The sequence below is a fragment of the Emticicia sp. SJ17W-69 genome (assembly GCF_051209875.1).
Taxonomy (GTDB): domain Bacteria; phylum Bacteroidota; class Bacteroidia; order Cytophagales; family Spirosomataceae; genus Emticicia.
Map to the genome: position 1 here is coordinate 323,352 of NZ_JBNTQY010000001.1, position 23,395 is coordinate 346,746.

At 33.2% G+C, this 23,395-nt stretch carries 13 protein-coding genes; 8 read left to right on the top strand and 5 right to left on the bottom strand.

Translation table 11 applies throughout. The annotated features are described in order from the left end of the window. Positions 1–115 precede the first annotated feature (115 nt). Positions 116–1,378 carry an MFS transporter gene (locus ACQUQZ_RS01385; RefSeq protein ID WP_435352833.1) on the top strand — a complete coding sequence of 421 codons (1,263 nt, stop codon included), beginning with the start codon at positions 116–118 and terminating at the stop codon, positions 1,376–1,378. Between the two features lie 44 nt (positions 1,379–1,422). Beyond that, complete coding sequence (locus ACQUQZ_RS01390) at positions 1,423–1,794, top strand: hypothetical protein (RefSeq protein WP_435352835.1); 372 nt, start codon at positions 1,423–1,425, stop codon at positions 1,792–1,794. Between the two features lie 555 nt (positions 1,795–2,349). On the opposite strand, the gene ACQUQZ_RS01395 is transcribed toward ACQUQZ_RS01390, so the two are convergent. Both ACQUQZ_RS01395 and ACQUQZ_RS01400 read right to left on the bottom strand, forming a co-directional pair. After that, positions 2,350–6,516, bottom strand: a complete 4,167-nt coding sequence (locus tag ACQUQZ_RS01395) for a restriction endonuclease (RefSeq protein WP_435352837.1) — start codon at positions 6,514–6,516, stop codon at positions 2,350–2,352. A 75-nt stretch (positions 6,517–6,591) separates the two neighbouring features. Then, complete coding sequence (locus ACQUQZ_RS01400; protein ID WP_435357630.1) at positions 6,592–7,689, bottom strand: Fic family protein; 1,098 nt, start codon at positions 7,687–7,689, stop codon at positions 6,592–6,594. Positions 7,690–7,926: 237 nt separating this feature from the next. Between ACQUQZ_RS01400 and ACQUQZ_RS01405 the strand changes: the two genes are divergently transcribed. The 6 genes from ACQUQZ_RS01405 (at position 7,927) to ACQUQZ_RS01430 (ending at position 20,683) form a co-directional block, all read left to right on the top strand. Further along, complete coding sequence (locus ACQUQZ_RS01405; protein ID WP_435352838.1) at positions 7,927–10,413, top strand: hypothetical protein; 2,487 nt, start codon at positions 7,927–7,929, stop codon at positions 10,411–10,413. A 288-nt stretch (positions 10,414–10,701) separates the two neighbouring features. After that, positions 10,702–11,853 carry a hypothetical protein gene (locus tag ACQUQZ_RS01410; protein WP_435352840.1) on the top strand — a complete coding sequence of 384 codons (1,152 nt, stop codon included), beginning with the start codon at positions 10,702–10,704 and terminating at the stop codon, positions 11,851–11,853. Between the two features lie 65 nt (positions 11,854–11,918). Next, positions 11,919–17,384: a hypothetical protein gene (locus ACQUQZ_RS01415; protein ID WP_435352841.1), complete on the top strand. Its 5,466-nt coding sequence runs from the start codon at positions 11,919–11,921 to the stop codon at positions 17,382–17,384. Continuing rightward, entirely contained in the window at positions 17,384–17,830 is a 447-nt protein-coding gene (locus tag ACQUQZ_RS01420) for a hypothetical protein (protein ID WP_435352842.1), read from the top strand. Before ACQUQZ_RS01415 ends, ACQUQZ_RS01420 begins: the two co-directional genes overlap by 1 nt. Before the next feature lie 8 nt (positions 17,831–17,838). Further along, positions 17,839–19,101 carry a hypothetical protein gene (locus ACQUQZ_RS01425; protein WP_435352844.1) on the top strand — a complete coding sequence of 421 codons (1,263 nt, stop codon included), beginning with the start codon at positions 17,839–17,841 and terminating at the stop codon, positions 19,099–19,101. Between the two features lie 259 nt (positions 19,102–19,360). Next, positions 19,361–20,683 carry a hypothetical protein gene (locus tag ACQUQZ_RS01430; protein WP_435352846.1) on the top strand — a complete coding sequence of 441 codons (1,323 nt, stop codon included), beginning with the start codon at positions 19,361–19,363 and terminating at the stop codon, positions 20,681–20,683. 306 nt (positions 20,684–20,989) lie between these two features. On the opposite strand, the gene ACQUQZ_RS01435 is transcribed toward ACQUQZ_RS01430, so the two are convergent. The 3 genes from ACQUQZ_RS01435 to ACQUQZ_RS01445 are packed head-to-tail and all read right to left on the bottom strand — an operon-like array spanning position 20,990 to position 22,458. After that, positions 20,990–21,931 (bottom strand): HipA domain-containing protein, encoded by a 942-nt coding sequence (locus tag ACQUQZ_RS01435; protein ID WP_435352847.1) that lies wholly within the window; start codon positions 21,929–21,931, stop codon positions 20,990–20,992. After that, a complete protein-coding gene (locus tag ACQUQZ_RS01440) occupies positions 21,924–22,259 on the bottom strand; it encodes a HipA N-terminal domain-containing protein (RefSeq protein ID WP_435352848.1) in 336 nt (111 codons plus the stop codon). The genes ACQUQZ_RS01435 and ACQUQZ_RS01440 overlap by 8 nt, the downstream gene beginning before the upstream one ends. After that, a complete protein-coding gene (locus tag ACQUQZ_RS01445) occupies positions 22,252–22,458 on the bottom strand; it encodes a helix-turn-helix transcriptional regulator (protein ID WP_435352849.1) in 207 nt (68 codons plus the stop codon). Before ACQUQZ_RS01445 ends, ACQUQZ_RS01440 begins: the two co-directional genes overlap by 8 nt. Positions 22,459–23,395 lie beyond the last annotated feature (937 nt).

The window sequence follows — 23,395 nt, forward strand, 5'->3', positions numbered from 1 at the left end:
TCAGAAAATAGCTTATTTATTTTAAATGAAGCAATTTGCAACTTTTTAGTAATTCAAGCTTATGACCTATTCAAACCTACAAAACCACTTTAAAAATCTCATCGATAATAGTCCGATGAGTACCTTTCAAATCATCATTGTGGCAATCTGTTTTATCCTTAACATGAACGATGGCATTGATGTGCTGGTCGTATCATTTTCAGGTTCCGACATTACCAAAGAATGGAGCTTATCAAAAACCGAATTGGGCTATGTATTTAGTGCAGGTTTGGCTGGCATGATGGCAGGGGCTTTCTTAATAGCTCCATTAGGCGATAAAATTGGTCGCAGAAAAGTATTTCTCATTTCTTTGTTTTTGATAACAAGCGGAATGTTATTGGTTTTTGTTTGTACAAGCTATACACAATTATTGCTCTTACGTTTGCTCACAGGCTTGGGTATCGGTGGTATTTTGCCAACAATGGCTGCTACTGCTTCGGAGTTTTCTAATAATAAAAACCGAGATTTCAATGTGGGTTTGGTGCAAGCGGGCTGGCCAGTTGGGGCAATTTTTACGGGTTTTTTCTGTGCTTATGCCATTCCAGAGTTTGGTTGGCGATTTGCTTTTCTTTTTGCAGGATGTATTTCTTTGTTGATGCTCATTGGTGTATTTATTTATATGACTGATTCTTTGGAGTTTTTGGCAAAACAACAACCCGAAAATGCTCATCAAAGGATGAATGTTTTGCTCGAAAAAATGGGACATAAAGGCATTGAATCATTGCCGCAAAAACCCAATGAACAAGCAAGTACGCCCATCAAAGCTTTGTTTGAACCAGCCTATCAAAACTCTACCTTCAAAGTTTGGACTGCGATATTCTTTGGTTTTTTGACACTTTATACGTTGATGAGTTGGGTACCAAACATTGCCAAAGAAGCAGGTTTGCCCTTCGAAATGGCGACTTATGTAGGCATTGCACTCAATGCAGGGGCAGCCATCGGCACGACCTCTATGGGTTTTATTGCAGGAAAATTAGGCTTGAAAAAAACAGTTTTGAGCTTTATGCTTTTGGCGTTTGCTGTGATGCTGATTTACGGCAACTTTGGCTTAAATACCTTGATGATTTTTGTGATGATATTTTTCATTGGCATATTTGTGCAAGGTGGTTTTAATGGCATGTACCCAACTATTTCGAGGGTTTACCCTACCGAAATGCGTACAACGGGTGTGGGCTTTGCCATAGGAGTAGGGCGATTAGGTGCGATTATAGGGCCAACCTTATTTGGAGCTTTATCAGATGCAGGTCTGAGTATTCAGATGCTTTTTAGCCTTTTTTCTTTGCCACTATTGGTGACGGGGCTTTGTGTATATAGTTTGAAATCGGAGCATTTGAGTTGAGGGATTGGGCTTAATGTGATGGAATAGTCTCTTATAGTGGTGGAATGCTCTCTTTCAGTTGTAGAATAGTCTCTGTCACTCGTGGAATAGCCTCTGTCACTCGTGGAATGCTCTCTTTCAGTTGTGGAATAGTCTCTGTCACTCGTGGAATAGCCTCTGTCACTCGTGGAATCGCTTCTGTCATTCGTGGAATAGCCTCTGTCACTCGTGGAATTGCGTCTGTCACTCGTGGAATTGCGTCTGTCACTCGTGGAATAGCCTCTGTCACTCGTGGAATAGTCTCTGTCACTCGTGGAATAGCTTCTGTCACTCGTGGAATTGCTTCAGTCACTCGTGGAATGAATAATTCAGATGCTTTTTTGCTTTTTGTAACAGAGGTTTGTTTGTATAGTTTGAGAATTGAGACTTTGATTTGAAGAGATTAGAATATAATTCAAAAATACTTATTCTTTTTAAGAGCCATAGGCTCGGTTTATTTTGTAGCGTTGGATTTCAATCCAACGGTGAATGTCATAAAAAAGTGATTTTAAGAGCTGTAGGCTCGGTGCATTTTATATGTTTCATTCCTACTTGAATTCAAAAATGGAATATCTATAAATTGACGGATTAAAATCCGTCGCTACAAAATTGGTCAAGCCTACGGCTTTTAAAGTTCAAATTATTTGATTAGCTTAGTATTATAGATGCGAACTAACGAGATGATTTACTTTCAACAATTTCTTTATTATTTAAAAAAGGAGTTAACATTTCTGTTGAGAAATTTTGAAGTTTTTGAATTATTTTAAAGAACTCAATACACATTTTTGCAACCCCTGTTCGGCTAAATGTTTTACATTTAGTCGTTGTGAAATGCGTTCTTAGAACGCAATTATAAAAATAAGTTTGTAAGATGCCGTTCTAAGAACGGCTAACACATCGACTGAATGAAAATTCAGCCGAACGGGGGAAGTCGTACATTAAACGTACTACTTTTATGCAAAATTATTTAGTAATGATTTTATCTCTGTAATGCTCTGGTAATCAAATTTTTGTAAATAATAATCCTTCTCAAATGTTAGCAGGCTACTTTTGAATCTATAAATATTGTTTTTCTCTATTTCCGAAATATCTATTTGATTTAATAAATTTAAAACTAATTTAAAAGATTCATCAGAACTGAGAGAAATAGGTTTTAAAAGCCCCATTAACATACCAATCGGGTCTGTGAACATCTCATTACTTTTTGGAGTAGCGAGTGAAAATTTAAGTAAGTCGAATATAATTGAAATAGTATTATCTGATGGCAAATGGCTAACATTATTTATTTGATTATTTATATCTGGAATAGTTGGCCTTGATTTATACCATTTAGAATACCATTCCAAACCCTCAATAAAACCAGCATCAATTAATGTAAAAGATGCTTTGAATAGATTGTTATCAATATTATCATGGTTTATTTTACTTATAAGTAGTCTTCCTATCCTTTTTTTAATAGTATTGATTTTGACCATTTTATCTATCAAATACCAATGAAATTCATTATCAATATCGAATGAATTGAAAATAAAACCAAATTCTGTAATATTGCCTTCTAACGCAATGAAAGAATCTAATATTGAATTTAAACGATACCCTTTTTTATGTTGGTTTTCTTCAATGATTCCTTTTATAAAAGGAAGTGCCTCAATAATATTTAACTTTTCGCACCAAGAAATTTGTTTTTCAAGTGCCAGTAAAGGGAGGGTGTTAATTTCCAAATTTTGTAAAAACCTAACCTTAGCTTTTTCTATGCCCACTAATAAGATTATTTTATCAATTAATGAAATCCTTTTTCCGTCAGTATCTTTAGTGTCTAACAAAAAAGTATCAAAGCATATCATATCTAACAATATATTTTCTGGAACATGGGTATCTAATCTTAGAAAGAAATTAGCGTAATAAATTTCTAACCATCGAGTTGTCCAGCTATTATTATTATTTTCTGTGATTGCAGTTGAGAATTTTAGTTTTTCCACATTTTCATCACACCATTTTTGAATATAGTCAATACAATCGTTGGGGAAATCTGCTTTATCGTTTAGTAGCCTATAAAATTCACTCAAAATATACTTTTGCCAAGGTTTTTCTTTAGTAAACCACTTTTCTAAATCGCTTTTTTTTATTTTTTGCTCATTTTTATCGGAAGCACTTCCATTAAAACAGTTATTTAAAAACCATATAGTAACATTATTATCACTTTCGTCTTCATGTATTTTATAGCTTACAACTTCATCTTGATTAAGTTCGTCTTTTCCGTAATACTCGAAAATATGCAGTGTCTTTTCGATGAATAGTTTTTTATTAACTAATAATTCAAAGTCTTTTTGTTTCTTATCTTTTCGAATTTTGTCCCAATCAATGATTTCTTCAAAAACAAAATGGTTATCTGAAATAACATTTAATTTATGTCTAAGATTCTCTGTTAAATTCATTTCATTTACCCAGCCAATATTTTTAATTATAAACCACATCTGGTTATTATCAAATTCTCTATTTTGATATTTAATAAAACATTCATCTAATATTTTTTCATTAACGAACTCTCCTAATCGAATACGCCATAGGCTATCATCAACCATTTTATGTTGCAGAATATCCCAAAATGCTCGTTCATTAGTTTCGGTCTTTATGAAAAAAGAAGTCAAGTGCTTTGTTAAATTATCATCGTGATAATGTTTACAGTTTAAGAACAGTTTTAATGTTTTTTCATAAATCAATGAATCCTCTTGATAGGCATGAATAAGATTGTTTGACAAAGAAGTGAAAAAATTGTCCTTGATGTAAAAATGCTTACGGAAGATAGACTTGTGTTCATCAATTAGTGTTGCATTTTGAATAAGATAATCTAAGAGTGAGTGAAGGTTTTGTAAACTTTTAATCTGTTTTAAACCTTGGTTTATAGAAAACCCTAAATCTATATAATTTGATTTTTCATTTTTCTGGAAGCTATTATACTTTTCAATGGAGTCAAGATATAACTGAAAATAATCTTCCGCCTTACCACACATATTTAGATAACCTAAAATATCATCTATCAACTTATAATTTTGTGTTTTTTGAGCCAAATCAACTAAAAAGTTAATCATTCTTTGGTCTACTATTTCAAGTATAGTCAAAGTTGTTACCAAAAACTCAGTGGTATTATCATCTAATTTACTAAAGACCCCGAAACAAGTATCAATGATTTCTATTGCTTCATAATCCAAAAAAGGCTTTTCTTTAAGTCTCAAATTATAAATAGCTTCGTCTCGTACAAATCCATCTTTGGTTTTTATTAATTCTAACAAAAAATCAATTACATCAGGGTTTTCATTTATCCCAGCAAATTGGGTAAGTTTACTATTGTACATTTCATCTCTTTTATAAGCTCTATTTGGGTCTAATATTATTCTTTTGAATGCCTCAAACCTAAGTTCAATAGGTAGGAATTTGAATTCAATATTTCCTAAAATTGAAGGTTCTTTTTCACTTATGAAAAAAATAAGTTGATTGATTAAAGTACCACTTATGGGTAAGATCTCAAGTAAAATTCCAATTGTATTAAACCATTTAGGCTTTATTTTCTGCAAATCAGGTAGAAATGCGATGAAATCTAAAACTCCTTTGAAGTTTAGAGAGGATAGTATTTGTGCAGATAAAAATTCTTGAATGATGTTGTGTTCAAAGTAAATAGATTTATCAATGATTGAAACCACAGACATTTTTCTAATTTTCTCAAATTCTTCTTGAGTAAATATTTCGTTTAATTCCGTAAGTTCTAAAGAATTTCTTCCTAATAAGTTCATTGCAAAAGCTAATTTCTGCAATAATTTTCGATACAAATCTTTTTCTATTTCTTGAATAATATATCGTTCAAAATCTTTGTTAAGTTTTAAATCTAAAATTCTTTCAATTAATTGTACTCTTGTTTGGGGAATTTTATTGACATCAATTTTATAAAACTCAATAAAGTGATATAAACAAAAGGGACTTTTTAGCCAATGTTTAATATTGTTAGCTGAAATAAGTTTCAAAAAGTTTTCAACTTGTTCAGCAGTTAAAAGTTTGCGAGAATAAGATTCAATATCATTTTCATTAAATTCATGTAGATAAAATACCTCAAAGTCTTTTAATTGTGTTGATTCTGTGATAAAATTTGTTCGAGATGAGAGAATAATATTAATGTTTGGATGTGCTTCTATAAATTGTCCAAGTCTCCTAATAAAGTTCTCACGTTCTTCGGTTTTAACTTCATCTAAGCCATCTAAAAGCAACAAAACCTCTTTTTCAGAAATATGATGCCAGTTTTTCTCATATCTCAAAAGTAATTCTTGTATGGTTTCATTTACATAATTTTTAAGAGAAATCAGAATTGGGAAAAATAACTCTTTTTCGCAAACCGAATAATGGTGGGCTATGTATTTTAGTTCGGTAGTTTTACCAATGGTCGCCTCGCTTTTTAATAAAATTAGATTTGGTATTTTGTCAAATTTTGATGTGAAAATCTCAAGTAAAGTAGTTTGAATACTTAGTTTTGCGTCTTTATCCAACCAAGATAAAATTCGTGGTTGATAGTATTTAGGTGATTCGTGTTCTTTTCTCTTGGGTCTGTGAATTAAATTATTTGCAGCAAATTCTCCATTAAATGCTCTCACGCAATCTGGGGTATTTCCTCCATCAAATAAATCAAAAACTATTTGTGGGTAATTTTTGAGTAAAACATTGAGCCTTTTTTCATCCCATATTTCAAATTTGATTTTTCTTTCATTAAGTCTATTCTCTATTTCACTCAAAGTATCTTCATATTTTTCATTGATTTTTGCTCTCACACAAAGTATAAAAGTTTTGGCAGTGCCAATGAATTTCCCTTGTTCAAACAATGAAACAGCTTCTGATATATCTTTTGCCGAAAACTTTTTGACTTGTTTACATTGGACATAAATATATTTACCGTCTTGTGGGTCAAAACCTCTAATATCAATTCCATATTGTCTATGTCCTTGACTTAAATATAATCTTGGGTTGAGTAATGATGGATATTCACTTTCAAGCAAATCTCTACACATACGTTCAAAGTTTTGCCATGAAAGTTCATTAATTCTTAATTCTTCTTTTGTAGAAATAGTAGGTTTACTCATAAAAAACTGACAAAATTAGATTTGAGTGATTATTCAAATATACAAAAAGAAAGAGTAAATGTGAGTGATAAGTTTTTAATTCTTTAGCAACTCATAATTAGTACTTCTCCCCCCAGCTGAGTCTTTTTGTAAGATAGCCTTTTGAACTAAATCTTGTATATCTCTCAGAGCAGTATCTGTCGAGCATTTGGTAATTTTTGCCCATTTAGAAGAGCTTAGTTTACCTTCAAAATTATCAAATAACTTATTGATTATCATTCTTTGTCGGTCGTTGAGAGGTGTATTTTGGTGTGTATCCCAAAACCTTGCTTTTGATAAAACCTTTTCAAGAACAGCATCGGTGTTGAGCAAGGCTTCGGTCAAACAATCCAAAAACCAAAGCAACCAAACCGTTATATTTGATGTCCCTTTTTGTGTTTTTTCGAGGATTTCATAATAGTCGTTTCGTTGTTTCCGTATTTGTGCCGACATACTAAAAAAACGTTGCGAACTCCCATCAGCTTTCGATAATTGCATATCAGTGATGGCTCTCGCAATTCTACCATTGCCATCGTCAAAAGGATGAATCGTCAAAAACCACAGGTGGGCAATACCTGCTTTTATCACAGGGTCAAGACTTTGCTCGTTATTGAACCAGTCGATAAATTGTTTCATTTCTTGCGGTAATAATGTTGCACTTGGAGCTTGAAAATGTATTCTTTCTCTGCCCAATGCACCCGAAACTACTTGCATTTCACCCTTCCGCCATGTAGCAACTTCAATCGAATACATGCCACTCCTACCAGTCGGAAAAAGTGCTGCATGCCAATCAAACAAACGTTCATCACTTAGTTGACTTTGATTGTTTTGTGTGGCATCGAGCATCATTTCTACCATTCCATCTACGTTTCTATCAGAAGGCACTAAGCCCGCAATATCCATTCCGAGTTTTCTTGCCAAAGACGAACGCACTTGTTCAGGATTAAGAAATTCCCCCTCAATTTCGGACGATTTCAGTACATCTAAAGAGAGCGTTTCTAAAAGAGCCTCTTGGCGTAAAGGAAAACCAAGCATTTCCATTTTGCCCATCAGTTTCCCTTGTAGATTTCTGACTTTACCAAGCGGTAGTGCCAAAGCCCTATCATCCCAAGTAAAATGAGTCCAGTTTTCTCGTTGATGTATATAAAATCCCATAATAAAATCAATTATGCGGTGAATATAAGCATTAATCTCCGCATAATGTGCGGTGAATAGCTGTTTTTTTCTCCGCATAATTATTATTCATGCCTCTCAAAATGAAGCCAAATAAACTATCACTCAAAAAAATAAATAAATTGACATGTGCTTACGTTAATGCAACAATCATTCGTGGTTATTAACATTCACCATTAAATTTATTTGAAGCCTTAACCGAACCTTAAGCTGTTACTTATGAAATACATCCTGCCACTAACCATCAATAATCGTAGAACAAATTACCTTGATTTAAAAGGAAGATTTTCTGAAAGCAATGAATCTTTTATTGTTGAATTACCCTTAGAAAACAACACATTTACGCTCTTTTCGATTGATAAAAGCAAGTTGATGCAAACCCTCGTCCATGACGAAAGTGATGTGTTGCTCGCCAATGTACAATTCAGCGTTTCGTTCGATGAAACCATTCCTCAATTACTCATTCAATTGTCTTCTTCTGCAAAGCCCAATGTTGCTCCTCAAAGCTCTGACGAAGAAGAAGATTGGAAAAATCCATCACCCAAAATAAAGCCTACCGCTTTCCAAACAGCATTTCAACAAAATGCTTTTACGCTGGGCGATATTGAATTTTCGGTGATTGATAATGCAAACGAGTTTAAAATCATTGGTCATTATATTGACCAAATTCCCGAAGAAGCAATTGAAAAAGATTATATCAATTGTCAAATTGTGTATGAAAATAAAGGCAAATCTTATCAAAATAGATTGCATTTTCATTTAGCTCATGCGAGTTGTTTCCACCATTTTGGACTTGATTTTGGTTCGGAGGCTTCGCAATTGAAAGTCAGTAATTACCAGTATATCAATCGCCGTTATGAGAAAAAGAATAAATCTAAAAATCTCTTTGAATTGGTCAAAGATTTTAAAGGTTTGACCGAAGAAAATAGAAACTTCATTCAATTCGAGAAAAATACCGATTTCATTAAATCTATTTTCTTTTTGAAGAAAAAACTATTGAATTTCAATGAAAGAAAAGATAAATTCATCAAAAATGAAGATGAATTGAAGTTTTTGGTACAGAAAAATGAGTTAAATTCTAACCTTACCAATAATTTTCATCAGCTCTCAAACCTCAAATTGGCCCACAAGCACGGCGATATTTTGAAGTTCATGGATTTTCAATCTATCCTCAATGACAAAGTGCGTTCGTTGAGCTTAGACGACCTAAAAAACCAAGCATATTCTACCATTCTTAAATCTTTTATTGAGGCAACGCTCCATAACGTGCTGGATGAAGAAAGTGGAAATAACTATATTCGTTTCACGGTTTTAGTACCCAATATTTATAGTATCCATGAGGTAGCCAACACTAAGGAAGTCATTGATGAGATTTTTAAGGAACTACAAAACCATGCTTACGCTCAAAAAATAAAGGCTTGGGAAATAGTGACGATTTCGGAAAGTGATGCTGCTTTTTTAGGCTATTTCAACAAAGGACTCAACCATATCAATGCCAATAAATACTACATTATTATTGATTGTGGCAAAGGAACGACCGATTTTTCGATTATTCAGACAGGTTCAAACAATTCTCGTAAAATCAAATCTTTGTATCGCAATGGCTTTGCAGGGGCAGGAAATCTGATTAGCTATGCTTTTTTTGAATCTATCTTGCATTTTATTCTTAAAAATTCATCCAATCCTGCGGCTACAAAAGCTTTTTTCATGGAATCTTTAGAGAAAGCTGAAAAAGGACAAATGAATCAACTTTTTGAGAAAATAGAATACCTCAAGTTTCAGTATAGTAAACAAGCTCCTGAAAATCAAGCAGCCGTTGAAACCGCTTGGAACACTGCCGCCCAAAGTGGTGATATTAATCTGAGAACATTTGCTAACAATGAACTCACAGCTACCATTGCCAATTTAAATCTGCTCTTACAAAAAGTAGAGGGTTTTTATGATTGGGGTGGCTATGTCGAAAATGCGTGCCAAGTGATAAGCTCCAATATTGTTGAAAATATCAAGGGAGTTGTCACGAATATTGATAAAGCTATCGAATGTGAAGGTATTTTATTGACAGGTAGAGGATTTTTATTTGCACCACTTTTGACAAAATTGAAAGAAAAAATGACGGCAGATTTAGGATTTTCGAGTGACTTAATCAAAATGCCGACGGAGGCAAGTCAATTGAAAGCCATTTGTTTGGATGGCATTTTTGCCAGTGGATATATCATACATCCCGAATTAGTAGGCTTTCCGATTCAGATTTCAACCAAAAAGCAAGAAAAAACTACGCCACAAGCCAAACCAAAAATGCCTGCGTTTTTTGATTTTCTATTGAAACTCAGTAATATGCACGACAATTATGATGAATCGAACAACTCCTATCGCATCAATGATTTAGATTCATTGAAATTTTTGATTGGTAATACACTTTATACCGTAGCTGATACTAATTTTCATGATAAAAAATGGCTTGAAACACCACCGGATTTGATTTTTACAAAAGAAGGCTTTTATGTGAGAAATATTTCAAAAAACAACCAAATAAAGGGCTATTCTGGACTCGAACAAAACTCTGAAATGGATACGGTCACTTTGCAATATTTGATACCGTCATTGTTTCCAGCTAAAATTGATACCGAATATATTCAGTCATTAAAGGCCAACCAACCGCAAGTGGATGAAAACTTAATGACCTTAATGAGTCTTTTACCAGATTAATTATCAAATACTAACACCGAAGGTGTTAAACATGAATAGCCCCGAGTGAAACTCGGGGAATAAATAAATAAGAAATAACCCTGAAAGGGTTAAACAATGTAGAATAAGAAGTTAAACCCCTTTCGGGGTTTTTGTATCTCTTTTAATTATTTTTCTCCGAGTTTCACTCGGAGCTATTCAAATTTAATCCCTTCGGGATTGAGCGTGTATAATAAAATGGTATTGAACCTTTAAAATATTCAATCCATTGATTAGCAAAATATTAACGATTTTAAAATACTTCAAAATATGCACAAATACATAGTCATTGTTTTACTTTTGGTTTTGCCAAAAGTAGCTTGGAGTTTTACAGATACACTCAAAATTGCGAATACTGGCAATATCTCTGAGAGTACCATTGCTTTCCGACTAAAACCTAATCAAAAAGAAGGAGGCACATTTAATATCTCAACGCAAGAAGATAGCATCGCTATTTCGCTGAAAAGCAAAGTTGTGAAAAACGATACGCTTTTTTTGATGCAAGATTCGAGCGAAAATGCTCTCAATCGGATTTATGGTTTGCTGGGGTGTCAGGAAGCTGATTTAAAGACAAAATATTTTACAGGCGACCCACGCTTTGGCAATAATGTGATTAATCATTTAATCAATCAAATTTTTCGTTTGCCCAATCATCAATCTTTTTTAGTTATTTCGCCAATCGCAGTGACTGAAGAGTCGCAAGCATCGTCTAATGTTTTTTTTACCAAAGACCTCCTTTGGGGCATTATCGGAATCTTAGTTTTGACAATCGGTATTTTAATTTATTTATATCTCATGGGAAAAAAAGCCAAAACAACACAGACCAGTGACGACCCTCTGAAAGACAAGATTAATGAAATAAAAGGCGAACTGGGCATGAAAGGAAATTACTCAGATTTGAAGGTTTTAGAAACAATCTTGAATAAATATTATGAATCGATAAAGCTGAGCAGAGACTATGAGGATTTAAGTAGAGAATTGGAAAGTACGAAACAAAATCATCAAAAGTCATTGCATGAAATAGATACACAGAATAGCCAAGAAAAAGAATACTTGACTGCTGTGCTCAATGAATACATTAAGCCTTTTATCGTGCATTTCAAGGACGATACCGATTATCCAGCCAACAGCGAAACCCAACAAAAACTCATCGAAAACTTGCTTCCTTTGGCGTTTCATTTTATGAGTTTTGTGAAGCATAAAAATGGCATCAGCAACGAACAAGATATTTTGAATTTGCAACAATTCAGAAGCTCACAGAATCATTCGCTGCTCAAAACCATTGATTTTTCTGCAAATACTACGAATACCGACAATAAGTTGGTGCTTCATATCATTGATTTGCTCAAACAATACGATGTGAAAGAGTTGAAAAATGTTAATATCAATGGTTATATCATTAAAAACGATTCTTCAAAATGAGCAAACCCAAAATAGTAATTTTGTCTTTGTTGTTGATTAGTTTGGTGGTATTTCTTTATTTTTTTATGAATCTATTCTCGTTATTTTTATGTAGCGTGATTATATTTTCATTGGTGTTTTTTCTCGGAATTATCAGTTCTGAAAGAATCATTGATGGAGCAGCATTTCAGAAATATTTACCACATTTAGATAAGGCTGCACTCAATGCCAAACGCCGTCAAAGCTATGGATTTATCACCACCTTTTTAGGTTTGACCTTACTAACCTTGACTTTTCTTGGCTCGGTTTATGTCTTAAAAAAATACCAACAACCCAGTGAATCAAAGCCCTATTTCAATAATGCCGATTATCATGCATTATCAAATATTGGGGTTGCTTTCGATCAATCTTTGACACTTTCTACTAATGCCAATCAAATTTCAGTAGATGGACTTTGGAGCAACGAAAACGGCACTTTTAAAGCAAAACAAACAAGTGACGGGCATTTTGAGCTGAATTTCGACCATTATTTTGAGCCAGTTTTTAGTAAAAAAACAGCCGATGGTGATTTTTCCCCCGCCAATAATATTTTCCGAAAACCCATCAAAGACAATTTTTCTATTAGCAATGATAGTATCAGCATTCATTGCACTAATATTAAAACTATTGATGAAGCTCCATTTTGGAAAAGGTTGATTGGAAAACACCAACTAAGAAATATTTATAGCATCACGATTGGTTGTGAGGCAAAGAGTATTTTGAGACAATTGAACCTACATTCATCATTCCAAGATGAAATAGAGGTAAGTGATGTACCACTTGAAAAGGGTAAGAAACTATACACTATTTTGATTGAAAATGAAGGATTTGTGTCAAAAAAAGCACAATCAAAGCAAGTTTTAGAGCGAATTTTGCAAAATATTGGTGATGCTTATCTTCTGACAAACCACAATTTGGAAGGCGAAAATACCCAAACCTTTTTCCCAACCAAAGAGTTTTTCGATAATGATTATACGCTAAAAATAGACGGTTCGAACGTTGCACCCATGCTCCAATCAAAAGCAACGGTAGAAGCCAATAGTAAGTTTTTTATTGGTTTTTATAATATTCGAAAGCAATATTTTTTTACTACAATTGATAAAAACAAATATCCAAATAGTCGCAAAAGTGCCGTTTTGATGTTTGATTTTCCACAGTTTTTTGCCTTATCGACTCAAAAAGATGCAGTTGAAATTGGTACAAAACAAGTACGGTTTCTTAATAATCATTATACGCAACTGCTCAATTCATCATTGAAAGAAGGCTTTTTGTTTCATGAAAATCTTCGAAATGCTCGTTCTAATCTTTTTTCAGGAACGCTGATTTATACAATCAACCAAGCAGGGGTAGATTTTTCGGGAGAACTGACCGATAATTTTGAAAATGACGAAAGAGAATTAGCTTTCAAGAAAGATTTTATCCTTAATTCACGAGATAAAAACTACGAATGGCTTTTTCATGTGCGTGATTTTTCAGAAAATGGTTTTTCGCTTAACAAAAACTTACTTTATTTGTCGATTTTGTATCTACTTTTAGTATTTACATTACTCTTTAATGCAGGTGAAAATCTCGACCGAATCGAACCGATTATTTTTACGGTTATCTATGCTCTGCTAACTTATCGTTTTGTTTTGTTGTGGCGAGTTGCTACTTTTCCACCGCTCGAAAATATCAATAAATACGAATTAGAAAATACCCTTATTCAATTTGACTTTACAATTGGAAGCATTACACTTCCTGTACCATTGACATTTTTAGTGCCTGCTATTTTTATTGTTTTATTGAACCTTTATCGTTCACAAAAGTCTGCCATTAGTCGATTATTGAACCGACTCAATACTTTGCCATCGAAGCAATATTTGTTTATTCATATTGGACTATTGCTTGTTTGTGGAGCTTTCATATTCACTAAAATAGATATTGTCGTCCGAATTTTTGGTATTTTTATTCCGCTTGTTTCTTATTTGTTTTTCTCTCTAAAAATCAACCAACAAAGTGTTTTTCAGACAACTTTTGTATCGCATTTTAGCAATAAATTCTTGCGTTTTATTCATAAGTTTCTACATTACTTAGTAGAGAATCATGAGTTTTACTTGACTTTTGCTACGTTTTTGTTTTTTGCGATTTTTGACAGAGGTTTTGGCGTCTTGTTTTTATTGTTTCTTTTGCTTAAAAACATTTTCGTTAGTTTCTTGCGAAAGCCTTACTCTGCTCAGTCGGGTAGTCGTTGGTCAATGTTTTGGCAGCCCAATAATTATTGGATTTATGGCATTCTTTCATTGTTCATTTATTTGTTGTTTATTGGTTACAAACCACTTTTTCATAAGCTTCTCATTCATCGCAATGCACTTCTGATTGTAGTCATTGCTTTTACTGCAATTTACCTGTATTTAACCAAACCTAAAAAACATCAATTCAAGATTTTGGGTGTTGGTTTGGCTCTGATTTTAGTTTTAGTAATTCCGTTTTCCAGAAATATTGTTGATAAATTAATTGATGACCAAATCAAAAGTGTGGCTCAACGAGCATCACTTATTTATCAACCAATTGATGATTTAATTGCGGAAAATAATTATAATTCATTTAAAGAGCGAAAAATAATTGAAACTGCCGAAGGACAATGGTTTATCAATAGTTATCTAAACAAGACCCAAAATGAATCAAAAAGAATTGATTTCAAGCCACATTTCAACCGTGGAGTCAATTACTCAACCCAAACCCGTGATGTTGTTTTACCTCGTTTTGTGATTGCCGAATTTGGTTCTTTGATAGTCTATTTGCTGTTGATGCTTTTGGCAATTCCGATGCTCATTCATTTGATGGGTTATCAATTATATCAACAAAGTTCAAACAACGATGTTAAACTTGCTCCACAATCTTATAGCGGTAGTATCGCTTTGATATTTGTCTTTACACTTGGTTTTTTTGTTTGGTTGGCTTCTACCAATCGCTTTGTGTTTTTTGGTCAAGATTTTCCTTTTTTAAGCCTGACCAGTAAGCTCAGCTTGCTACTTCCGTTGACTTTGTTCTTTATTCCTTTGCTCAATAAACCTATCGAACGTAGAATCAGAACCATTGCTCCAAAGTATGATTTTACCCGTTATGGCATATTTTTCGGAACAGTGGCAGTCTTTCTTTTGGTGAGTGGGCGGTCAAATAATTTGAGAGAAGAGAATTTTCAAATTACGCTCAATAAGACCGAAAAAGCTATCAATAATGACCTCAATAGTTTGTTTAATAATATTCAAGATACGCTGAAAACAAGCAATAGAACGGCATTCAATAAAGAGAACATGATTCCACAGGATTTATCAAAAATATTGGCAGTTTTGGTGAAGTCTGAAGAATACAAAGAGTTATATGACAAATCGGATTCTTATTCGCAAAGTATTTTTGATATTTTGAGTAAAAACCCAGCCCTTGCTTTCAAACAAGATAGCCCAATTTATATTCGATATGATAATGACCGCTATCAATCAGTTTACAACAGACATTTGTACCTTGAATTGCCTCCTTACCAAGACAAAACAGCTTGGAAAGGCAATCTTTATCAAGAAAGTTCAGACTCGACAGCTTATCCAATTCTCAGAATTCATAATCGAACAATTACAGGCAATCAATTTCCTTTTTTTGCAGGTTCGGAGGGTGGAACGTTGAAGGTCGCAGTTTTGCCACCTACTTGGTTTGTTGGTATTTCTGAGCCAATTGTATTACTCAATGTGCAAAATGAAGTAAAGCGAAAAAATACAACAATTGATATCATTTCGAGTCAAAAAGAAGAAGTTTTGAGTCAAGACATTAGTGGATTTGTCAATAAATTTGACATTGACGAACTCGCCCAAGTAAGCGAAGAAAAGAAACATTTTTTAGTTTCGTTTTCAAAAAACAATAATTATGCTTTTATGGGGAATTATTGGGTTAATGGCAAACAACGCATGGTTTATCCGATGGCTGAAAAATTATTTTGGGCATATAATTACACCAATGCCTTGAAAGCTGCTTATACGGCTGATACTTTGCTAAAAGCAAATGCCACAATTTCGTTGGATTATGTGCTGAATAAACAAGTAAATGATACGATTTTGTATAGTTTCAAGAATAAATTCAAGAACATATCTAATTTTAAATTTGCGGTGATGGCAGCAGATGGCGATGGGAAAATTAGGTTGATGCAAGATTATGTAAAAAATAGAAAGATAATTGACCCAAACAATGCTCTTGCCATTGAAGAAATGAATCAGAAGTATTTCTTTTTTAGCAATAATAAAAACGAAAGAGACCAATGGGGAAATACCAATCTACTTCATTTGGCTTATGGCCCAGGTTCGTCGATTAAACCTTTGGTTTTTGCATCAATTGCCTCTCAACTCAATGCTGGTTGGGAAAATTTGGTTTTGCAATCATCCGATCAATTTGCTGTGCAACAAGGAGATACAAAAGAGTCAGTAAACCAATATGGCGGTTATGTGCTTCCAAAAAGAAAAGGTTGGATTGATGAACATGGCGAACATTGGGGGAGTATCAATCCAGTGCAATATCTTCAAACATCGAGTAATTTTTATCATTCAGCATTGTTATTTTTAGGGTCTTATCATCGAGAAGATTTCAAGAGAAACAATCAATATAAAATCGAAAATGTGCTTTCAAGCAAGTTAAACGACCCAATCAATCAATTTCCTGCTTTGGAAGTTTCGGGCGTATCTTATCGTTTGAGACCTTTTAATGAAAAAGCGTGGCCTCGAAGTTCGAAAGATGAAAGCACTTATTTTGGCAATGAAAAGTCACTTTTGGCGGTAGGAATTGATAAAAATTTGGGTTTAATTGTAGAGGATATTGATAAAACAGATAAAAATATCAAAGACAAGGGAAGGGTAAATTATGCCGATACGATTGTATTTGAAAAACTTCGTCAGCAGCAAGTGGGAGGGTTTTTATGGAGTTTTCCTGAGCAATCATATTTTATTCAAGCTGAGCGAAAGCATCCAAATAAATTGACAAACTTCTTTAATGGCTTGAAAAATCCAACTTTGGGTGGTACTCCCTATAATGTCACGCCTTTGAAAATGACTGAAATGTTTGGCAAAATGATTAGTCAAAACAAAGATTATAGTTTGCATCTGACCAATCATGATTTTAGTCAATCGACTTGGAAAATTGATAGCACTTGGAATAATGGGTTTGCAGATTTCATGCGAAATAATGTCCTTAAAGGAATGCAACACGTTTTGTTGGGTGGTGGCACAGCAGCAGGAATGTTTGGCGGAACAAATGTTTATAGAAACTATTATTGTTATGCAAAAACAGGGACAATCAAAGAAGGAAAACAGAATGATTCTAAGCGTTTGGCACTAATAATTTCAAAAAATGATTTGTTACAGGATTCAGACCAACCGAATAAATTTTATGTAGTTTATTTTACGGCAAATGAGGCCGATAATCAAGAATGGGCAGTTTATCGAGCCATTGTCAATCAAATCATGGAATCAGAATCCTTTAAAAATTATATGAGGTAATGAAAAACACACAAAAAACCTATTTTTTCTTAGGCATAACTATTCTTGTGGTGGGAATTTATGCTTGGATTGTGACGATAAAACCAAGTCCTTTTCAGTTGAGAAAACCAGAGAAAACTGATGAATTATCGGAACGAAATATCATGAAAATTCGAGTGGATAGCTTGACCAAAATCATAGGTTTGGCTTACGAAAATGATGTGACTATTTCACAGCCTGATTCAAAGAATTATCATGTGAAACTACGGAATCAAGGTAATAATCTTAGTAATTTTTATAATGATAACCCAAGATTATTGGAGGCTAATGATGATAGGTTTTCAATAAAACATGAGAAAAATACGATTGAAGCAAACTTTAAAATCGAATCATCGGGTCAAATAAAATATGCCTTTGTACCGACCGATGTAGTTTATAAATTATCAGAATTAGCATACAACAAATAAGTAATTTTATGTCGAATATTGATCAAAATAATTTTATAGCATATCTTAAATTTCTGGAGAGTAAATATCCACAAATTAAATTTTCGGTTGAAAAATTAGAAGCATTGAAAAAGATTGATAATCAGCAGATTAGTCAATACCTTCAACTGGTTTACGAGAAATTTTCTTTAGATAAAATCATGGAGGAAAATGCTTTTATGAAACTTAAAAGTGATGAAGAACTCCAAAAAAACTTACCTGTTATAACCCCTGAAATTGTAGAGGAAGTACCGAAAATATTGCCTGTTATTCCTGTTTATGAAACTAATTCAGAGCGAAGTTTACAGACTTTTACACCTAAGCCCAATATCAATGTAGAACCAAAGCCATCTATTTCTATACCTAAACCTTCGGTTAAGAATGTGGCTCCTCCTAATAGAACAGTGTCGATAGACGTTGCTCCTAAAAATAATACCTTTAGAAACATATTCATTATTTTATTTTTAGGTGTGGCATCGTATGTGATATATGAATATTATGAATACCAAAAATTAGGCTCGGCTTATGCTCTGAGCAATGAGTTACTTATTAGAGATTCTTCAAAAAAAGATGGAAATGTATTAGGTAGTGCTGATCTTTTTGGTAAAAATATTGATAATAATAACGTAGAAATACCAACAACTTCGGAGCTAAAATTGTATTCAAATGAAAGACAAGGAGGTTACTATAAAGTAATTGTGGGTGACACACCTTTTATTAGTTATCTTTTTAATGCCAATGCAGGTTATGTCTATTCAAAGTTTTTTACTACTGATAAAAAAGAGCAGGATTTATATAAAGCGATTTTTGAACCTATCAAAGATGATTACTATGAATTGAAGCATCTCGAATTTGCGTATCGAGCAATGATTGTCAATGCCATCAAAAATACCCCTACGATGAAAGGTTTGGTATTGAAGGAATCATGTGATGTGCAGCCTGCAATGGCAAAGAAAATGCCTTTACGCATCGGGCAAAATCAAAACAAAGACCGAACGGCCTTTCATGCTCTTGTCCAGTTATCAGATGATAATTATTATGCGATCATCGCCAATGGTTTTTACAATGTCTCACAAATCAATCAGATTTATTTAGATGGCGAGCCTTTGACACAGCAAGGAAAATTTACGAATAAAGGTAAATATTTTATCTGGGAAAGTTGCGATAAAAGTATTACAGCCAATAGTAACGGACAACCTTTCGATGTTTTTAGCACAGCCGTCAGTGTGGAAGAGACTCCTGCAAATTTTTAAGAATTTAGGTTTATTAAAGCAAAAAAGCACCCTTTTGAGGTGCTTTTTACGTTTTTTTGAGGTCCCGAGCGGATTCGAGAATGTGTTGATAATCAGCGTTTTAGCTTAGAAAAATGATTTGGGTATCATAGTGGGTAGCAAAAAAGTTATTATTGCCTCCCAATAATAAGGTAAAATTAGAATGTGCCGAAAAATAAAAATGAATATTGGAATTAAAGAGAATCAAATATATTTGGGCATTAATTAATTACAGACCTCTATGAAAAAATTAACTCGCACCCTTGGGACCTTTTTGGTATTTTTATTTCCATTCAATCTTGCTGCTCAAGACCTAAGCTCTTTAAAATCATATTTGAATAGTCTGGCAAATCCCACAATAGTACAAGTAAAAAAACAAACCATTAAAAGTTGTAATGTTACAATACTATCAAATCCGTCTTTAGATAAACTATTTGCACAAAAAATGGCATATTATCTTTCAGGAGGTACAGATGTGAGTCTTTTTAGAAATTACGCTAAATATGACGCTGTCGACGGAAAAACAACCATAGGATTCAATTTTATGCGTCCTAAAAATGATAATAATTACATAAAAAGAATCTATAATGTCGGATTAGTGAGTGATAAAGTAGGTCAATTATTTACAGATAGTAAGGTGTCAAATAACGTTGGACTATCATTCAATTTAACTTTTTTAGGGAGAGGAACGATTAAAACTGGAAGAACATGTGATGATAATACTGTGGTAGCTCAAATGGAGAAAACACGAGAGTTTTTAAAAGAATCCATTACAAAGCTTGCAGAAAATGAGACTAATGAATTTAAAAATTTACAATCATCAAATATTAATTTTCAAACTTTTACTGATGCAGAGTTGAAAGATTTTGAAAAAAAACTTTATAAAAAATATAGAGATAAGTTTACTGATGACGAGCTTGAATATGCAAAGGATAAAATTAAAACCATTTATAAGGGTTTTTTCTCAATTGGGGGCTATGTCCCGATAATGGGAAATGATTATAAGTTTGTAAATAAACAAAATGACACAACTACCAATAATTTCAAGCCTTGGGATTTTTACGCTAAATACAATTGGTTTATTGAACAACAAAATGTAAATATGTTGTTCATACCTACGCTTGGTATAAAAGCCTACAATGCCGCAACTTTATATACTCTCTATGTTGACCTTGATAAAACCACGGGAAAGGAATCCTTATATAGTACTTTAGATGTAAGATATGATAAGTCCAAAGAGACTTATACTGGTTCTGAGGACTATATTTGGTTAAAATACTGGGGAATAAAAACCCTTTTTACGCCTAAATTTATTAAAGGAAATTGGTTGTCGAGTTTCGCAGTGGCTCCATCTTATAATCAGACATTTGGAAAGCATTCCATCAAAGATGTGGGTTTAGATTTTATTTTTGGGTTGCCTTCACAGGATGAAAAGGGAATATCTATTGATTTGTCGCTTAAATGGACTGATATTGGAGATAATATTGTTTCAAAGGAAAATAAAAACAACTATTTTTTAATAAATGTTGGATTGGCTGTTCCACTTAGTAAACTTGCTTATTAATACTTAATATGTATTTTTTTCTATTAAATATTTAACAATCTAAATCCATGTCATGGGAAGAACAACGGATACTGATATTTTCTTCTTAGAAAGTGTTAGCATCCGTTGTAAGATTTCAAATCAAATATTATTATATAAGAGTATTTAATTGCTGCTTCAATCTATTTTCTAAATCTTTGAAACTCTCATCAGATGAAAGCGTTTTCAAAGTCTCCTTCTGATGAAAATATTCTGGTGTTTAGATTTTTTAAAGTAGCGTAACGTCGAGAGCAATTCTACTGTGGATTTTAAACTTCACCGATTTTTTTAATTTATTTCTATTTTTCTCTCTCTTTCTAATACCAAATTCAAATACTCATCTGCTAACAATTGGTTTAAAAAACTCTCATGAATCAACTTCTTCATGCTTTCCGTTTTGTTTGCAAATTTCTGATAAACCCTTTCCATTGCTTTTGTACTAATTCCCAACGATTCGCCCAATTTATCAAAGTCCATTTTTTTTAGGCGATTTTTCTTTCCGTTAATCGTTAATGCCATTTCTTCCAAATCTTCGGGCATTGCCAATTTGGTTGATACTAAATCATAAGCGGGAGTTAGCTGAATTTCTCCCATTGGCGTTTTCATCAGTGAAAAATTTTTGAGGTGCATATCTGCATTGCCCGTCAGGAAACAAAAGATAGTAAGTTCAAAAAACGATAGGGCATCTAAACCCGTATTGGCACTAAATGTTTTAATTGCTTTTCCTACTTTTTCCATCGAACCACGGTATTTATGCTCGGTTAAAGTGCCTGTTAATTGACATAGGTCTTCTACATGGATTTTTTGTCCGTTTTGTCTATCAAATCGTTTGGTAAGATACGCCAATTCACCAGAAGTCAAACGAATGAGTGAATGCTCTGCCGTGCGAATACCGCATAAGGCTGCCAATTTCATGGTTAAATCTTCGTTTTCGGGCAATTGTGGGAACTGTTCGGTAGGAGGTTTTAAAATATAATCTCCCCATAATCCTACAATGGTGAGTCTGTTATGAGTAGCATCGACTTTTTCTAAGGAAAGTGATAATTTGGGTTGAACGCCCGTAACTGTCATACGTTGAGCTACGGCTTTCTGAGCCATCAATTTCAACTCTTCTACGCCAAAATTGAGTACAGGAGCTTGATTTACCCCAAAAAAACGTTTGGAGCATTTTTTATGAAAATCTATTTCTTGATTTTCTAAGGGTTGATAGCAATATAAGCATCTATTCATGGTTTTCGTCGATTATAGGTTTGATGCTTACTGCTCCGATACAATCGCCACAAACGGCTAAAAGTAAGCCCATGCGGTCACGCAAATTGATTTTCCATTTGTCGGACGCAATCGCTAAAAGCCAACCTTCGGGAATTAGTCCATCGAAAAACGGAAACAATGTATTACTGCTAAACGCTTGTTTTTGTAAAGGCATGATGAAAGATATTGCCTGAGCGTTGGGTAGCTCTAAATAACGTTCATCGTACTGAAAAAAATAGCCGTCCTCATTTTCGATAATGATGCCTGCCAAATTATCTTGATAAAAAACTTGACCCGACCTACTCATGGCTCACCTCCTTTCTGATTACGCCCACTTCGCTCCCAAATAAATCTAAAACTTGATTTACTTTATCGAGCCGAAGGCTGGGTTTGCCTTGCTCTAAATCACGGACAAAACGAAGACCAACGCCCGCTTTTTCGGCAATGTCGGTTTGGGTTAAGCCTAAATACTTTCTTTTTTCTTTGATAAATGAAGCTATTTTCATAAAAATATATACCCGAAAAGGTATAATTTGATTTTAATAATCAAAACTATACCTTTTCGGGTATAAAAACAAATAAAACTAAATTTTAAACAAACATCTTCTCCAACAAGGCCTTTTTATTACTTTGATATGAATGGAAATATTAAAAAAAGCATTCTCAACGGTCAAAATTTTACTTGTAATCAAAAGGTCTTCATAAGGCTGTAATATATTTTTGCGTGCTTGTTGGAAAGCACAAAAGATGGTGTGAACATCTCCTGAATTGTAAAAATCAATAAATTTGGGTATTTTTTAAAAATTAGGGTGAAGTCTATCTAACAAGAAATTATCTCCCTCATTATTATTATCGAAAATATCCATTTCTGCCCATTTTTCATAATGAATGTTCATGGGGATAGTTCTTAAATCAGAGCCTCCATTAATATGTAATAAACGTGGAATAAAATCACCAATTTCTTCTAAAGTAAATTTCTTATCTTTTAATTGTAAATCTATTAAGTACAGATTTTGCTGATGAGATTTAATAATTTCGAGTTCTGTACGATAAATTATACACAGCAGATTTGTTTGTCACTAATAAATCAAAAATAACTATTGAAGTTTATTATGAAGAATAACACAGAACATATTTATTATACGGTACTTGATGCCTCTTTGAACATAAAAATATTATGAAATGTGGTAATTTTATAACTGTAATATTTACACTATTCTATCATTATTTTTATCATCTGTAATAAGCCAAGTTCAAGCTATTAGTTTTATCAATGAAGTTAAATTAGGATTTTATATAAATCAAGTATTATTTATAAGAGTATTCAATTGCTGTATCAATACCATCTCCAAATCTCTCAAACTTTCATCTGAATATATTTCTACATCAATTGCAGAAATGTTTATGATAGGATTTTTCCCTAATGAATCACTAATTGAGAAG

Excerpts from the sequence above, each read along its gene's own strand:
- ACQUQZ_RS01385 (WP_435352833.1), top strand. The coding sequence starts at position 116 with ATGAGTACCTTTCAAATCATCATTGTGGCAATCTGTTTTATCCTTAAC.
- ACQUQZ_RS01390 (WP_435352835.1), top strand. The coding sequence starts at position 1,423 with ATGCTCTCTTTCAGTTGTAGAATAGTCTCTGTCACTCGTGGAATAGCC.
- ACQUQZ_RS01395 (WP_435352837.1), bottom strand. The coding sequence starts at position 6,516 with ATGAGTAAACCTACTATTTCTACAAAAGAAGAATTAAGAATTAATGAA.
- ACQUQZ_RS01400 (WP_435357630.1), bottom strand. The coding sequence starts at position 7,689 with ATGGGATTTTATATACATCAACGAGAAAACTGGACTCATTTTACTTGG.
- ACQUQZ_RS01405 (WP_435352838.1), top strand. The coding sequence starts at position 7,927 with ATGAAATACATCCTGCCACTAACCATCAATAATCGTAGAACAAATTAC.
- ACQUQZ_RS01410 (WP_435352840.1), top strand. The coding sequence starts at position 10,702 with ATGCACAAATACATAGTCATTGTTTTACTTTTGGTTTTGCCAAAAGTA.
- ACQUQZ_RS01415 (WP_435352841.1), top strand. The coding sequence starts at position 11,919 with ATGAATCTATTCTCGTTATTTTTATGTAGCGTGATTATATTTTCATTG.
- ACQUQZ_RS01420 (WP_435352842.1), top strand. The coding sequence starts at position 17,384 with ATGAAAAACACACAAAAAACCTATTTTTTCTTAGGCATAACTATTCTT.
- ACQUQZ_RS01425 (WP_435352844.1), top strand. The coding sequence starts at position 17,839 with ATGTCGAATATTGATCAAAATAATTTTATAGCATATCTTAAATTTCTG.
- ACQUQZ_RS01430 (WP_435352846.1), top strand. The coding sequence starts at position 19,361 with ATGAAAAAATTAACTCGCACCCTTGGGACCTTTTTGGTATTTTTATTT.
- ACQUQZ_RS01435 (WP_435352847.1), bottom strand. The coding sequence starts at position 21,931 with ATGAATAGATGCTTATATTGCTATCAACCCTTAGAAAATCAAGAAATA.
- ACQUQZ_RS01440 (WP_435352848.1), bottom strand. The coding sequence starts at position 22,259 with ATGAGTAGGTCGGGTCAAGTTTTTTATCAAGATAATTTGGCAGGCATC.
- ACQUQZ_RS01445 (WP_435352849.1), bottom strand. The coding sequence starts at position 22,458 with ATGAAAATAGCTTCATTTATCAAAGAAAAAAGAAAGTATTTAGGCTTA.